Below are 13,242 nucleotides of genomic sequence, written 5' to 3'. Positions count from 1 at the left end.
GGATAGCGTCTGCACTATGTCTGATGCTGCGCAGCCCACCGCTGCCGAGGTACGCGCCGCCGCCGAGGCGGTCAAGACCGCGCTCGACCGCCACCTGGCGGCGGTCGAACGCCGGTCGGGGGAGGACGACCCCGATGTCTATGAGGCGTTCAACCAGCTGGCCGCGGCCGCCGAGGTGTACGACGAGCTGCTCTACGACCGTTATGACGAGGTCACGCCTTTCGAGATCCCCGGATCGGACGACGCGCTGCCGCCGTACGCGGGGCCCGAGGAGCCGAACGCGCTGAGTGTGCTCATCCGCCGCGACTACGCGGTGGTGGAGCCGCAGCGGCTGCTGGCGCAGGCACAGCGGGTGGAGGCCGTGGACGACGACGGCACGGGCGCCGAGGCCGCCGGCACGGTGCACGGGGCGCTGGGCATTCTGTTCGGCGAGTTCGAGCCGGACGAGATCGCCTCCCGGCACAAGGAGTTCGGCCTGGAGGAGGCGGACTCCACGCTGTGGGTGACGGCCGCGGACGAGGCGACCGACCCCGGCGAGTGGCTGGAGGCCCCCTTCGACCAGGTCGACGCGGAGCGGGTGGTCTGCCGCTTCGACGTCAGCGCGGTCTTCGACGACGAGGGCGACGACATCATCGACGAGGACGACCTCCTGGAGGACGAACTCGATCCGGAGCTGGTGGCGGTGAGCCTCGACGAGGACGAGGATCTGGAACCACTGGACGCCGATCGCTAGTCGGCGGTCCGGTCGTCCCGAGGGCGCGGCGGTCGCGGGAGGTACTGCCTCCGGCGACCGCCGTCGTCGTTCGTCCGCTCAGCCGGCCGGCGGGACCTGCGCTCTGAGCAGGCCGGGCAGCCGTGTCGTACGGGCCTTCGCCGGGACCTCCGCGACCGCGCGGGGGAGTGCCTGGTCCACGCCGTGCACCACGGAGAGGTGCCGTTCCGCGCGGCCGAAGGCCGTGTAGACCCAGGGCCGGGTCAGCGCCGCGGCCGCGTCCCCGGGCAGCACCACGACAGCGGCCGGCCAGTGCAGCCCGACCGCCTGATGCGCGGTGAGCGCCCACCCGTGCCGCACACTCTGCTCGACCCGCTCCTTCGGTACGACGACGGGGGCGCCGCCGCACTCCAGGTGCAGCCCCTCCGCGTCGGCCTTGACGACCTGCCCGGGCACCGACCGCCCCGGCGCGGGCGAGTACGCGATCCGGTCACCGGGGTCGAAGCCGCCGAAGCGGCCCGGACCCGGGTTCAGCCGCTCCTTGAGCGCGGCGTTCAGCGCGCGCGTGCCGGCCGCGCCGCCGTGCCCCGGCGTGATCACCTGGGTCTGCTCGGCCGGTACGCCCAGCGCCCTGGGCACCGAGTCCGCGACGAGCTGCACGGTCCGGTGCACCGCCTCGCCCGCGTCCCGCACGGGGACGATCACGACCTCCTTGCCGGGCGCCTCGACCTGGGTGAGTTCTCCGACGGAGACACCCGAGACGAGTTCGCCGATCGGGCCGGGATCGGGCGTGCGCGAGACGATGTGCGGGCACGAGCGTGCGGCGAGCAGATCGGCGAAGACCCGTCCGGGACCGGCCGACCACAGCACCGTCGGATCACCGCTCAGCACCAGCCTGGCCCCGTCGGGCAGCGACTCCACGACCATCGCCGCGCTCTCCACGTCGAGCTGCGGCGCGTCCAGCACGACCAGCAGATCGAGCTGGAACGCCCCGTCGGCGTCCCGCCCGGGCCCTTCGCCACCGCCGAGCAGCCCGGCGACGGTGACGACAGAGCCCGAGTCGTCGTCATCGGACGAGACCAGTGCCGCGAAACGGCGGCGACCGTCGGTCGTGTGCGTTGCCGCGCAGACCCGCAGGCCCAGGGAACGGGCCGCGGCGACGAGGGCGGCCGGTTCGGCGCGTGCCGCGTCACCGCCGGTGTGCAGCACGAGCCCGTGCCCGGCGACGGCCCGGACCAACTCGGCCGCCGAACCGGCCCCCGAAGCCCCGGCCGCCGACTCCCAGTCCTCGGAAGCTTCCTTTGGCAGCGAGTTGACGATCCGGGCCAGCCCGTCGGCGAGGCTCTCCTCGGCGAGCGCGTACCGCTCCAGCCCGATGAGGACGCGGACGGGCCGCTCCTCGTCCTCATCGCTCTCCTCGTCCGTGGCGCGCTGGGCGACTTCCTCGACCGCGTCCTGGAACTCCAGGGCCTCGCCCTCGGCGACCGTGCCCTGTACGGCGGTCTCAGGGTCGGGCACGCTGCGCTGGGCGAGGGCGGCGGTGAGCGCGGCGGCGTCCAGGACGGTGTGTCCGGCGAGGGCGGCCTGCTCCAGCAGCCACACGGTGACCGCCCGGCCCCGCCGCTCGTCGTCCGGACCGCACTCGGCGCCGAGCAGCGCCCGCGCGAACCCGTCGGCCTGCTCGGGCCGCACCCCGGTGACCCGGAGCAACTGCCAGGGATCGGCGCGCAGTTGTCCATCGGCTCCCTCGCCCAGCGCCGAGACGACCTGCGGCGCGAGCGTGTCCGGCGCGCCTCCTTCGGCCAGGACGCCCAGCACGGCCTCGACGGCTTCGGGCGCGGGCGCGGGGTCGCCGGCGACGGGGCTGGTGGGGCGCGGTACGGGGGTGGGCGAAGCCGGAGGCCGAGTGGCAGGAGCAGGGGTGGGCCTGATGGCTTCCGGGGCGCGGAAGGCGATGGCGGCCGCGGGCTTCTCCCCGCTCTCCACTGCCCGTACGGCGGCCATCAGCTCGGCGGCCGTACCGCTCAGCTTGGTGCCGCTGGCGATCGGCCCCTGCTTCTCGGCCTTGCGCCGCTCGATCCGCTCCCGAAGCTCCCGCTGCGCGGCCAGTTCGGCCTCGGCCTCGGAGGGTTGCGCGGAGTCGCCGTCGGCACCCTTTGAGGTGTCCCCGGCCTGGTCGGCCTGGTCTGCCTGCTCGGCCGACGAGTCGTCCGCTGCCGCGTCCTGGGCGGCCTCCGCGGCGGCGTCCGGGGCCCCCGGCTCGGCTTCCTCCGTGGTGTCGGGCTCCGTGGTCACAGCGTGCTCCAGTCGTGATCGGGATAGCGGTGCACGGGCGCTGACACATCGTCGAGCGCCCGGCAGATCTCGTCAGGAAGACTAAGGGTCTCCACTGACAATGCCGCCGTGAGCTGCTGCGCGTTGCGCGCGCCGACGATGGGGGCGGCCACGCCGGGCCGGTCGCGGATCCAGGCGAGCGCCACCTGCAACGGCGTCACCGCGAGCCCGTCCGCCGCGGTCTGCACCGCGTCCACGATGCGGCTGGCCGTGTCGTCGAGGTACGGCGCGACAAAGGGCGCCAGGTGTTCCGAGGCGCCCCGGGAGTCCATGGGGGTGGCGTTGCGGTACTTGGCGGTGAGGACGCCGCGCCCGAGCGGCGAGGAGGGCAGCAGCCCGATGCCCAGGTCGATCGCGGCGGGGAGCACCTCGCGCTCGACGCCGCGCTGGAGCAGGGAGTACTCCAGTTGCGTGCTGGACAGCCGGGTACGTATGCCTGGTGCCGCGAGCTGCCAGGTGGCTGCCTTGGCGAGCTGCCAGCCGCAGAAGTTGGAGACGCCGGCGTATCGGGCGCGGCCGCTGCTGACGGCGAGGTCGAGGGCCTGGAGGGTCTCCTCCAGGGGGGTGTCGGGGTCGTAGGCGTGGATGTGCCAGACGTCGACGTAGTCCGTGCCGAGGCGGGTGAGGGAGGCGTCCAGGGCGGCGAGGAGGTGGCCGCGGGAGCCGTCCACGCGGCGCTCGGGGTCGGGCACGCTGCCGGCCTTGGTCGAGATGACCAGGTCGCGACGCGGTACGAGCCCTTCCATGAGCTGTCCGAGCAGGTACTCGGCCTCTCCGTCGCCGTACACGTCCGCGGTGTCGACGAGGGTTCCGCCCGCTTCCCAGAACGCTTTCAACAGGTCCGCGGCGTCGTGCTCGTCCGTGTCCCGACCCCAGGTCAGGGTGCCGAGTCCGATCCGGGACACACGCAGGCCGGTACGGCCGAGATGCCTCTGCTCCATGAACGCCGAGATTACTGGCCAGAACTGGCCGAGTGGGTTGCCTGTGGACAACGGTTTTCCTCGCCCCCGCCGCCCCTACCCGTTCCCGTCCCTGAGGGCTGCGCCCCCAGACCCCCGCTCCGGCCCTGAAGGGGCCTTGTCCTCAAACGCCGGACGGGCTGGGGGTGCCTGAGGTCTGCGTTCGAGGACAAGCGCGCTCCGCCCAGCTTTTTCCCGCCCACCCGCCCCCGCCGCACTTCAGTACCGGCCGTCACCCTCCAGCCCGTCCGGCGTTTGAGGACGAGCGCGTTCAGCGCGACAGGGGGGTCTGGGGGCGCAGCCCCCAGGGATGGGTATGGGTAGGGGCGGCGGGGGCGAAGAAACTCCACGGCCCCCCGAACTCCCAGTCAGCGAGATGCATGCCCCACCGACATCCCCGCGTCCACACGCTAGTGTCGGTCGCACAAGGGACGTTACTGATCGGTAAGGGGAATCGGCCATGCAGCTCGGGATCAACCTCGGCTACTGGGGCGCCGGAATGGACGCGGACAATCTGGCCGTCGCCCAGGAGGCCGACCGGCTCGGATACGCCGTCTGCTGGGCCGCCGAGGCCTACGGCTCGGACGCCGCCACCGTACTCACCTGGGTCGCCGCCCAGACCGAACGCATCGACGTCGGCTCGGCCATCTTCCAGATCCCGGCCCGCCAGCCCGCGATGACCGCGATGACCGCCGCGACCCTGGACTCGCTCTCCGGCGGCCGCTTCCGCCTCGGCCTCGGCGTCTCCGGCCCGCAGGTCTCCGAGGGCTGGTACGGCGTCAAGTTCGACAAGCCGCTCTCCCGCACCCGCGAGTACGTGGAGATCGTACGCAAGGCCATGAGCCGTGAGCGGCTCTCCCACGACGGCGAGCACTGGACGCTGCCGCTGCCCGGCGGCCCGGGCAAGCCCATCAAGCTCACCGTGCACCCCGAGCGCGAGCACATCCCGCTCTACATCGCCGCGATCGGCCCCAAGAACCTCGAACAGACCGGCGAGATCGCCGACGGCGCGCTGCTGATCTTCCCGTCCGCCGCGCACATCGAGGACACCGCCATCCAGTACCTGCGCGCGGGGCGCGAGAAGGCCGGGAAGACTCTGGAGGGGTTCGACATCTGTCCCACCCTCCCGCTCGCCGTCGGCGACGACAAGGACGTGGCCACGCTCGCCGACACCTTCCGGCCCTACACCGCCCTGTACGTGGGCGGCATGGGCAGCCGTAAGCAGAACTTCTACAACCAGCTCGCCCAGCGCATGGGGTACGAGAAGGAAGCCGCCGAGATCCAGGACAAGTACCTGTCCGGCGACAAGACGGGCGCCGCGGCCGCCATTCCGCACGACCTGATCGACCAGACGACACTGCTCGGCTCGGTGGACCGCATCGCCGACCGGATGCGCGCCTACGCGGCGGCCGGTGTCACCACGCTCACCCTCGCCCCGGCCGGCTTCACGCTCGACGAGCGGATCGCCTCGCTCCGGGCGGGCACCGACGCCCTGGAGCGTGCCGGACTGGCGTAGGCAGGACCAACAGGAGCAATGAAGTTCCGCGGCCGTGGTGGGGGCTCGGGGGTCTTCCCCGCCACGGCCGTCACGCAGCACAACGCGTCGGCGCCCCCGCGGTTACGCCCCGCACGCCCTCCACGCCCTCGTACTTACGTCCCGACGCGCCCCTCCTGGTCCTCCTTTTGGCGGAGTTGTCCGACACAGCTGTTGCAGCGTCCCTGGCACCGCATTTGACTCGTACTTCGACTGGTTTCTTTGACTGGTTCTTTGCGGAACCCTGCAGAACGCGGAACTGCGAGAGGTGCCTCTGATGCTTTCGGCCAGGAGTCTGTTCCAGGAGATCCTCGACAACGACGATTCCTTCCGTCTCTTCTGCTCCATCGCGGCCAGCGGTGAGTCACAGGGCGGCTGGGAGAACGCCCGTATCGCCGCGCTCGTCCCGGCGGACGAACGCGCCCTCGCTCCCAAGATCACCCGCCATGGCGCGGACGAGGACAAGCACGGGCGGATCTTCAACGCCCTCATGAAGAAGCGCGGCCTCCAGCCCGTCGACGTCCCGGCCGACACCGACTACACGATGCTGCTGGAACGGCGGGGCATCGGTCTCGCGCACGAGAAGCTCAAGGGCGACGAGCCGCTGACCGTGCAGGACATCGTCACCTACCTCGCCCACAGCCGTGTCACCGAGCAGCGTGCCTCCGAGGAGATGGAGCTGCTGCGCAAGTACTTCGGAGACCACCCCGACCTCGGCCGCGCGGTACGGATGATCTCGAACGACGAGGACAACCACCTCGCCTACTGCCACGAGGAACTCCTGCGCTTCACCGCCGCCGGGCACGGCCGCGCCATCCAGCGGACGCTGCGCGCGTGCGCGCTCGCCGAGATCCGCGTCTACCGGGACGTCAGTCTCGCGGTGATGTCCCACATGGGGCGCGTCCTCGGCTGGCCGCGTCCCAAGGCGGCCGTCCTCGCGGCGGGCATCCGCGCGGTGTACGCCTACGAGCGCGCCGTCGGCTGGCGCCGCATGGTCTCCCTGCGGATGCCCGAACGCCGGAACGCGCTGGGCGGCCCGGCGACCACGGCCCCCGAGTTCGCCTGAGCAACAGGGTTACGGACCTACAGCCAGCCCCTCCGCTTGAACATCCGGTACAGCAGGACCTCCACCACCGCCATCGCCACGATCAGCGCCGGATACGACCACGCCCAGCGCAGCTCCGGCATGTGGTCGAAGTTCATGCCGTAGATTCCCGCGACCATCGTGGGGATCGCGGCCATGGCGGCGAACGCGGAGATCTTCCGCATGTCGTCGTTCTGCCGGACGCTCATCTGCGCGAGATGGGCCGACAGCACGTCGGAGACCAGGCGGTCCAGGCCCTCCACGGACTCGTTCACGCGCGTGAGGTGGTCGCTCACGTCCCGGAAGAAGGGCTCGGCCTTCTCGTGGACGAAGGGCACGCGTGCGCCGAACAGGCCCGTGCCCGAGAGCCTGCCGAGCGGCGCCGCCAGGGGGCCGGTGGCGCGGCGGAACTCCAGGATCTGCCGCTTGAAGGTGTAGATCCTGGACGCCGTGTGACGTGAGCCCCCGCCGGACGGCGAGAACACCTCCGCCTCCAGCTCCTCCAGGTCGGTGCCCAGCTCGTCCGCGACCTCCACGTAGTGGTCGACGACGGCGTCGGCGATCGAGTACAGCACCGCCGTGGGGCCGTGCCGCAGCATCTCGGGCTCCGCCTCCAACCGGTGCCGTACGGCGGCCAGGGGCGCCTCCAGGCCGTGCCGCACGGTCACCACGAAGGAATCGCCGATGAAGACCATGATCTCGCCGGAGGAGACGATGTCGGCCTTCGGCTCGTACCCGACCGGCTTGAGCACCACGAACAGCGAGTCGTCGTACACCTCCAGCTTCGGCCGCTGATGCGCGTTGAGGGCGTCCTCGACGGCCAGGGGGTGCAGTCCGAACTCCTGCGTGACCCGGTCGAACTCCTTCTCCGTGGGCTCGTACAGCCCGATCCACACGAACGCGTCCCCGGACCGGTGCGTGCGGCATGTGTCGAGGGCGTCGGAGAGGTCCTCGGGACCCTCGGTCCGGCGCCCGTCGCGGTAGATGGCGCAGTCCACGATCACGGTGCGAATTCTCCCGCCGTCCGGCCGGAAACGCACTCCCGCGTACCACTGGAAGTCGTACGCCTACGCTGGTCCGCATGCCCACGCTGATCCTCGTCCGGCACGGACGTTCCACCGCCAACACCTCCGGGGTGCTCGCCGGCCGTACGCCCGGCGTCGCCCTCGACGAACGGGGTGCCGCGCAGGCCGCCGCGCTGCCCGGGAGGCTCGCCGAACTGCCCATCGCGGAGGTCGTCACCAGCCCGCTGCAGCGCTGCCAGGAGACGGTCCGGCCCCTGCTCGACGCCCGGCCGGAGCTGCGCGCGCACACCGAGGAGCGGATCTCCGAGTGCGACTACGGGGACTGGTCCGGGCGCAAGCTCGCCGAACTGATGGACGAGCCCCTGATGCAGGTCGTCCAGGCCCACCCGACCGCCGCCGCGTTCCCCGGCGGCGAGTCCATGCGGGCCATGCAGACCCGTGCCGCCGAAGCGGTACGCGAGTGGAACGCGCGCGTGGAGGCCGATCACGGCTCCGACGCCGTGTACCTCATGTGCTCCCACGGCGACATCATCAAGTCCCTCGTCGCCGACGCTCTCGGGCTCCATCTCGACCTCTTCCAGCGGGTGTCCGTAGACCCGTGTTCCATCACCGCGATCCGTTACACCCGTCTCAGGCCATTTCTCGTTCGCCTCGGCGACACCGGCGATTTCGCCTCCCTGGTGCCGCGCGAGGACCCTCCTGGCGACGAGGCGGCGGTGGGGGGTGGTGCGGGCGCACCGTGATCGTCGGCAGCAGTAGGGTGAAGCGGTCGCGGCAGCGCCGCGGCTGCCGAAAATCACTCAGACCCAGATTCATCAGATCCAGACTCATTCGATTCAATGGAGACAGGACGTGTCCCGTCAGGTGTTCCTCTACGACCCCCCGGACCGCTTCGTGGCCGGTACGGTCGGACTGCCCGGGCGCCGTACGTTCTTCCTCCAGGCCACCGCAGGCCCCCGGGTGACCAGCGTGGCCCTGGAGAAGACCCAGGTCGCCGCGCTCGCCGAACGCATGGACGAACTGCTCGACGAGGTCGTACGCCGTAGCGGGGGCAACGCCGCCGTCCCGGCCGTGGCCCCCACCGAGGTGTCCGACACCCGGCCCCTCGACACTCCCGTCGAGGAGGAGTTCCGGGTCGGCACCATGGCGCTCGCCTGGGACGGCGACGAGCAGCGCATGATCGTCGAGGCGCAGGCCCTGGTGGAGCTGGACGCCGACTCCGAGGAGGACCTCGCCGAGGCCGAGGAGCGACTCCTCCAGGACGAGGAGAACGGCCCCCCGATGCTGCGCGTCCGCCTCACCGGCGCGCAGGCCCGCGCCTTTGCCAAGCGCGCCCTCGACGTCGTCAACGCCGGTCGGCCGCCGTGCCCCCTGTGCAGCCTCCCGCTCGACCCGGAAGGACATGTATGTCCGCGCCAGAACGGATACCGCCGCGGAGCGTGACGGCCACCCGTACGCCCACGGAACTGCTCGCCAAGGGTGAGCTGACCGTACGCGGGCGCATCAGCGAGGCGTCGAACGCGGCGCTGTACTGCACGGTCTCGTACGACGGCCAGGAAGCCGCCTGCATCTACAAGCCGGTGGCCGGTGAACGCCCCCTGTGGGACTTCCCGGACGGCACCCTCGCCGAGCGGGAGCTGGCGGCGTACGAGGTGTCCGAGGCGACCGGCTGGGGTCTGGTCCCCCCGACGGTGCTGCGCGAGGGGCCGTACGGCGAGGGCATGTGCCAGCTGTGGATCGACGCGGAGGCGGACGCGGGGGCGGGGTTGCTCGCCCTGGTCGACGCCGAGGAGCCCGGTCCTGGGTGGAAGGCGATCGCCTTCGCCGAGGTGGGCGAGGGCAGGACGGCACTACTGGTACACGCCGACGACGAACGTCTGCGGCGGCTGGCGGTGTTGGACGCGGTGATCAACAACGCGGACCGCAAGGGTGGGCATCTGCTGCCGGGCGAGGAAGGGCGGCTGTACGGGATCGACCACGGGGTCACCTTCAACGCCGAGAACAAGCTGCGGACGCTGCTGTGGGGCTGGGCGGGGGAGCCGTTGCCGCCGGAGGCGGTGTCGGTACTCACATCCCTACGGGACGCCCTGACACCGGGCGCCCCACTGAGCACCCGCCTGGAGGAACTGATCACGGCCGACGAGCTGACCGCGACGCGTGGACGGGTGGAGGCCTTGCTGACGTCCGGCAAGCACCCGGAACCGAGCGGCGACTGGCCGTCAATCCCATGGCCGCCGGTGTGAGGGTGCGGGTTGGGGTGGGTCACGCAGCCCGGCGTCAACGGGGTGCCGCCTGCGCCCACCCGTGCCGCCCCTAGCGGCACGCATGCCCGCAGGCTGGGCGGGGCGCCTTTAGGGGCGCGGGGAACTGCGCGACCAGCCCCCACCGGCCCGCGGCCGAACGGATCGGGACGGGCGGGTCTTTCAGGGGCGCGGGGAACTGCGCGCTCAACCCCCACCGGCCCGCGGCCGAACGGATCGGGACGGGCGGGTCTTTCAGGGGCGCGGGGAACTGCGCGCTCAACCCCCACCAGCCCGCACCTACGGCAATGAGACGAATCTCGCAAGACCCCCTTCCCGGCCATCTGGACCCCGTCCGGCTCGTATACGGAACATCCGTCCGGTTAGGCTCATGACATGCATGCCTGGCCCGCTTCCGAGGTCCCCGCCCTGACTGGTCAGGGCCGCGACCTGAGGATCCACGACACCGCGACCGGCGGTCTCGTCACCCTCGCCCCCGGTCCCGTCGCCCGTATCTACGTCTGCGGCATCACCCCGTACGACGCGACCCACATGGGTCACGCGGCGACCTACAACGCGTTCGACCTCGTCCAACGCGTGTGGCTCGACACCAAGCGGCAGGTTCACTACGTCCAGAACGTCACCGACGTCGACGACCCCCTCCTTGAGCGGGCCGTGCGCGACGGGATCGACTGGGTGGGGCTCGCCGAGAAGGAGACCGCGCTCTTCCGGGAGGACATGACCGCCCTGCGGATGCTGCCCCCGAAGCACTACATCGGCGCCGTCGAGGCGATACCCGGCATCGTCCCGCTCGTCGAGCGGCTCCGGGACGCGGGCGCCGCCTACGAACTCGAAGGGGACGTCTACTTCTCCGTCGAGTCCGACCCCGACTTCGGCAAGGTGTCCAACCTGGACTCCGCCGCGATGCGGCTGCTGTCCGCCGAGCGCGGCGGCGACCCCGACCGCCCCGGCAAGAAGAACCCGCTCGACCCGATGCTGTGGCTCGCCGCCCGCGAGGGCGAGCCGAGCTGGGACGGCGGTTCGCTCGGCCGCGGTCGCCCCGGATGGCACATCGAGTGCGTCGCCATCGCCCTCGACCACCTCGGGATGGGCTTCGATGTGCAAGGCGGGGGATCCGATCTCGCCTTCCCGCACCACGAGATGGGCGCATCCCACGCCCAGGTGCTGACCGGCGAGTTCCCGATGGCCAAGGCGTACGTCCACGCCGGCATGGTCGCGCTCGACGGCGAGAAGATGTCCAAGTCCAGGGGCAACCTCGTCTTCGTGTCCGCGCTGCGCCGCGACGGCGTCGACCCGGCCGCGATACGGCTCGCCCTGCTCGCCCACCACTACCGGGACAACTGGGAGTGGACCGACCAGGTGCTGGCGGACGCCGTCGCGCGGCTCGGCCGCTGGCGGGCCGCCGTGTCCCGGCCCGACGGGCCGTCCGGCGACGCGCTCGTCGAGGAGCTGCGCGAGGCTCTCGCGAACGACCTGGACGCCCCGGCCGCCCTGGCCGCCGTGGACCGCTGGGCGGCCCTCCAGGCGGAGCGCGGCGGTACGGACGAGGGCGCCCCCGGCGTCGTCTCCCGCGCCGTGGACGCCCTGCTGGGCGTCGCGCTGTAGCCGAGTTCGAGTACAAGGTGGGGCGCGCCTGGCGCCCCACCTTCACTCCAGTGGTTCAGCCCGTGATCACCAGGCCGACGATCTCCTCGTCCGAGAACCACACCCGTACGTCCGGACGCCCGCCCGCGAACGCGCTGTGCACCGCCTGGCGGATCTCGGGGGACGGACGGTCGAGGCTGCGCCACGCACCCGCCACGAACAGCCGCAGTCTGGGCGGGAGTTCGCGCGGGTAGGGGAGCAGCTCGTCCCAGTAGCGCTCGGCGCGGCCCGAGCCGACCGCCTCCGGCAGCAGACGCGTGACCGCCGCCCTGATGTCCGGCCGGCTGCCGATCCGCTCCGACACAGGCCGGCCCGGAGCGTCCTGCTGCGGGGAACCCGTGGCCCGCAGCACCGTACGCGCGGCCTCGGGGGTCATCGGGGGCCGGGCCGCAGCTTTGAGCATGCCCTGGAGCGCGGCCAGGGCGCCGGCCACCGTCGCGGCGGCGGCGGAGGTCCCGCAGAACCTGTCCGTGTACCAGGCGATCTCCTCGGGGCCGCCCCGGAGGTCGCCCGGCAGGTCCCGTAAGCCGCCGGCGGTCGTGACCTCGGCTCCCCAGCCCTGTGCGTCCACGCGGGCCCCGTGGTTGGAGAACGCCAGCCGGGACCGGTCGGGGCCGTGATCGCGGCCGTGGGTGCCGGGCGGCGGGGCTCCGGCGCCGACCAGGACCGCGCCGGAGCACGGGTTGGGCACGTTGAACGGGTTGCGCCACCACTCCGGGAACCCGTCCGGGCGGCGCTCGTACACACCGTCGTCCAGCGACTCGGCGCCGTTGCCCGCGGCGGCCACGACGAGGACGCCCCGGGCGGTGGCGTGGCGGACGGCGGCGTGGTCGTCCGGCCACCATTCGAGGGCGATACAGCCCCGCTGGTCGTCGCGGGGCTCGAAGCCGAACCGTGGTCCCGGCCGGTGCAGTCCGACCAGGACGAGGTCCCCGGGGCCGAGCCGTTCGGCGGCGGCGTGGATCGCGGCGGCGGTGCCGAGCCCCTGGACGGACGCGGCGGCCGTCACCGCCTCCGGGACGATCCCGGTGATGCCGTGTCCGTCGCGGTCGGCACCGAGTACGCCGATCACGGACGTGCCGTGGTTGCGCCAGGCCAGGTCGGCCAACGGGGTCCCGGCGACCACGCCCGCCAGCTTGGCGGCGAGCCCCTCGTGACCGAGCTGCCAGGCGCCTCCCACGTCGATCACCGTGACGCCCCGGCCCGTGCCGCCGGGCCGCTCCCAGGCCCAGTGGGCGTCCACACCCTCGGGCGAGGGCTTGAGGTAGCCCTGACGCCCGGTGAGGTCGGGGGTCACGGTCGCGCCCTCCGCCGCGCTCGCTCCGGTCGCCCGTGACGCGGCCGGCAAGGCGCCCGGTTTCACATACGCCGTGTCGACACCCGGCAACTCGGCGATCCCGGCCCGCAGTTCACGAACGCGCCGCTCACCGCCCCGCACCCGGTAGAACAACGCGAGGTCCGCCTGTCGGAGGCGCTCCTCGCTGCCGAACAGCGGCTCCAGGACGAGCTGTTCGGCGTCGAGGAACCTGCCGAGGGCCGACACATCGACGTCGGCGGCCGAACGTACGCCGTCCGGCCGGGCGCGCAGCCGGGCCTCGGGGCGGGCGACGACGATCAGCTCCCGCTCGGTCCCCCGACAGAAGAATCCCGGCTGTACCTGGTCGGTCATCGCAAACCGCTCCCTTCGGT

General features: G+C 72.1%; 11 protein-coding genes. 7 read left to right on the top strand and 4 right to left on the bottom strand.

The features are described from left to right. Positions 1 to 16: 16 nt before the first annotated feature. Positions 17 to 733: a hypothetical protein gene (locus ACFYXF_RS41450; RefSeq protein WP_389357562.1), complete on the top strand. Its 717-nt coding sequence runs from the start codon at positions 17 to 19 to the stop codon at positions 731 to 733. A gap of 78 nt (positions 734 to 811) precedes the next feature. Here the strand turns inward: ACFYXF_RS41450 and ACFYXF_RS41445 are convergent, their stop codons facing one another. Together ACFYXF_RS41445 and ACFYXF_RS41440 are read right to left on the bottom strand one after the other, a co-directional pair. Beyond that, on the bottom strand, positions 812 to 3,007 hold the full coding sequence (locus ACFYXF_RS41445; RefSeq protein ID WP_389357560.1) for a helix-hairpin-helix domain-containing protein: 2,196 nt from the start codon (positions 3,005 to 3,007) through the stop codon (positions 812 to 814). Beyond that, positions 3,004 to 3,987 (bottom strand): aldo/keto reductase, encoded by a 984-nt coding sequence (locus ACFYXF_RS41440; protein ID WP_389357558.1) that lies wholly within the window; start codon positions 3,985 to 3,987, stop codon positions 3,004 to 3,006. Before ACFYXF_RS41440 ends, ACFYXF_RS41445 begins: the two co-directional genes overlap by 4 nt. 478 nt (positions 3,988 to 4,465) lie before the next feature. Here ACFYXF_RS41440 and ACFYXF_RS41435 point away from each other — a divergent pair, with 478 nt between their 5' ends. Continuing rightward, a complete protein-coding gene (locus tag ACFYXF_RS41435; protein WP_389357556.1) occupies positions 4,466 to 5,521 on the top strand; it encodes an LLM class F420-dependent oxidoreductase in 1,056 nt (351 codons plus the stop codon). A gap of 295 nt (positions 5,522 to 5,816) precedes the next feature. Then, positions 5,817 to 6,605 (top strand): ferritin-like domain-containing protein, encoded by a 789-nt coding sequence (locus tag ACFYXF_RS41430; RefSeq protein WP_389357554.1) that lies wholly within the window; start codon positions 5,817 to 5,819, stop codon positions 6,603 to 6,605. A gap of 17 nt (positions 6,606 to 6,622) precedes the next feature. Here the strand turns inward: ACFYXF_RS41430 and corA are convergent, their stop codons facing one another. After that, positions 6,623 to 7,627, bottom strand: coding sequence for a magnesium/cobalt transporter CorA (gene corA, locus ACFYXF_RS41425; protein WP_389357552.1), 1,005 nt, complete (start codon positions 7,625 to 7,627; stop codon positions 6,623 to 6,625). Between the two features lie 77 nt (positions 7,628 to 7,704). Here corA and ACFYXF_RS41420 point away from each other — a divergent pair, with 77 nt between their 5' ends. The 4 genes from ACFYXF_RS41420 to mshC all read left to right on the top strand — a co-directional run bounded on the left by ACFYXF_RS41420 (position 7,705) and on the right by mshC (position 11,514). After that, a complete protein-coding gene (locus ACFYXF_RS41420; RefSeq protein ID WP_389357550.1) occupies positions 7,705 to 8,391 on the top strand; it encodes a histidine phosphatase family protein in 687 nt (228 codons plus the stop codon). A gap of 109 nt (positions 8,392 to 8,500) precedes the next feature. Further along, entirely contained in the window at positions 8,501 to 9,091 is a 591-nt protein-coding gene (locus ACFYXF_RS41415) for a DUF3090 domain-containing protein (RefSeq protein ID WP_389357548.1), read from the top strand. After that, a complete protein-coding gene (locus ACFYXF_RS41410) occupies positions 9,055 to 9,891 on the top strand; it encodes an SCO1664 family protein (protein WP_389357546.1) in 837 nt (278 codons plus the stop codon). Before ACFYXF_RS41415 ends, ACFYXF_RS41410 begins: the two co-directional genes overlap by 37 nt. A 393-nt stretch (positions 9,892 to 10,284) precedes the next feature. Next, a complete protein-coding gene (gene mshC, locus ACFYXF_RS41405; RefSeq protein ID WP_389357544.1) occupies positions 10,285 to 11,514 on the top strand; it encodes a cysteine--1-D-myo-inosityl 2-amino-2-deoxy-alpha-D-glucopyranoside ligase in 1,230 nt (409 codons plus the stop codon). 55 nt (positions 11,515 to 11,569) lie between these two features. On the opposite strand, the gene ACFYXF_RS41400 is transcribed toward mshC, so the two are convergent. Then, complete coding sequence (locus tag ACFYXF_RS41400) at positions 11,570 to 13,222, bottom strand: S8 family serine peptidase (RefSeq protein ID WP_389357541.1); 1,653 nt, start codon at positions 13,220 to 13,222, stop codon at positions 11,570 to 11,572. Between the last annotated feature and the right edge of the window lie 20 nt (positions 13,223 to 13,242).

It is taken from the genome of Streptomyces sp. NPDC002680, assembly GCF_042889145.1.
Classification (GTDB): Bacteria; Actinomycetota; Actinomycetes; order Streptomycetales; family Streptomycetaceae; genus Streptomyces; species Streptomyces adonidis.
The sequence above is the reverse complement of the archived record's forward strand: the minus strand, read 5'-3'. Positions and strand labels throughout refer to the sequence as shown.

Bases quoted from the DNA above. Each gene is read 5' to 3' on its own strand.
- ACFYXF_RS41400 (WP_389357541.1), bottom strand. From the start codon at position 13,222: ATGACCGACCAGGTACAGCCGGGATTCTTCTGTCGGGGGACCGAGCGG.
- mshC (WP_389357544.1), top strand. From the start codon at position 10,285: ATGCATGCCTGGCCCGCTTCCGAGGTCCCCGCCCTGACTGGTCAGGGC.
- ACFYXF_RS41420 (WP_389357550.1), top strand. From the start codon at position 7,705: ATGCCCACGCTGATCCTCGTCCGGCACGGACGTTCCACCGCCAACACC.
- ACFYXF_RS41450 (WP_389357562.1), top strand. From the start codon at position 17: ATGTCTGATGCTGCGCAGCCCACCGCTGCCGAGGTACGCGCCGCCGCC.
- ACFYXF_RS41430 (WP_389357554.1), top strand. From the start codon at position 5,817: ATGCTTTCGGCCAGGAGTCTGTTCCAGGAGATCCTCGACAACGACGAT.
- ACFYXF_RS41440 (WP_389357558.1), bottom strand. From the start codon at position 3,987: ATGGAGCAGAGGCATCTCGGCCGTACCGGCCTGCGTGTGTCCCGGATC.
- ACFYXF_RS41435 (WP_389357556.1), top strand. From the start codon at position 4,466: ATGCAGCTCGGGATCAACCTCGGCTACTGGGGCGCCGGAATGGACGCG.
- ACFYXF_RS41410 (WP_389357546.1), top strand. From the start codon at position 9,055: ATGTCCGCGCCAGAACGGATACCGCCGCGGAGCGTGACGGCCACCCGT.